The organism is Legionella brunensis, assembly GCF_001467025.1.
Classification (GTDB): Bacteria; Pseudomonadota; Gammaproteobacteria; order Legionellales; family Legionellaceae; genus Tatlockia; species Tatlockia brunensis.
In genome coordinates, this window is sequence record NZ_LNXV01000022.1 from 1 (window position 1) to 742 (window position 742).

Genomic DNA, 742 nt, shown 5'->3' on the forward strand with positions numbered 1-742 from the left:
CAGTCAATGTGGTCTTACCATGGTCTACGTGACCAATCGTTCCCACGTTCACGTGCGGCTTCTTACGCTCAAACTTTTCCTTCGCCATCGAAAGATCTCCCCATTCAAAAGTTGTTAACTGTATGGTGCCCACAACTGGACTCGAACCAACGACCTCTTCCTTACCAAGGAAGTGCTCTACCACCTGAGCTATGTGGGCTTTAACTACAGTCTGCACTATTCACAGGCTGTTATAAAACTTGGAGCGGGTGATGGGAATCGAACCCACGCTATCAGCTTGGAAGGCTGAAGTTCTACCATTGAACTACACCCGCTTGCTCACGTACTTCTCAATACTGGTGGAGGGGGAAGGATTCGAACCTTCGAAGGCAGAGCCGTCAGATTTACAGTCTGATCCCTTTGGCCGCTCGGGAACCCCTCCCAAAAGAACGCCATTTTCTTTCATGGGCTGACTAAAGTCAATAGCCTTAGTCCAGTAACAGGACTAGATCTAGATGGTGCTGGCACCAGGAATCGAACCCGGGACCTACTGATTACAAGTCAGTTGCTCTACCTACTGAGCTACGCCAGCAATACTCTTTCACTATGTGCCTTAGCCAGGTTACATCAGTAACCATTAAGCAGCACAATATTCGCACATTTTGCGAATCACTACTTAGGAAAAAAGCCCTGGCAATGACCTACTTTCGCATGAGGAAGCCTCACACTATCATCGGCGCTGGTCTGTTTCACTACTGAGTTC

General features: G+C 48.4%; 1 protein-coding gene and 4 tRNA genes. All 5 read right to left on the reverse strand.

Features of this window, described 5'->3' with window-relative positions:
- Window positions 1-88, reverse strand: an 88-nt coding sequence (locus Lbru_RS18085) for a GTP-binding protein (RefSeq protein WP_080443257.1), incomplete at its 3' end; no start/stop codon positions are given.
- Window positions 89-123: 35 nt separating this feature from the next.
- A tRNA-Thr gene (locus Lbru_RS08730) sits at window positions 124-199 on the reverse strand.
- A 41-nt stretch (window positions 200-240) separates the two neighbouring features.
- Window positions 241-314, reverse strand: a tRNA-Gly gene (locus tag Lbru_RS08735).
- Window positions 315-336: 22 nt separating this feature from the next.
- Window positions 337-421 (reverse strand) — tRNA-Tyr (locus Lbru_RS08740).
- A gap of 74 nt (window positions 422-495) precedes the next feature.
- Window positions 496-571, reverse strand: a tRNA-Thr gene (locus tag Lbru_RS08745).
- Window positions 572-742 lie beyond the last annotated feature (171 nt).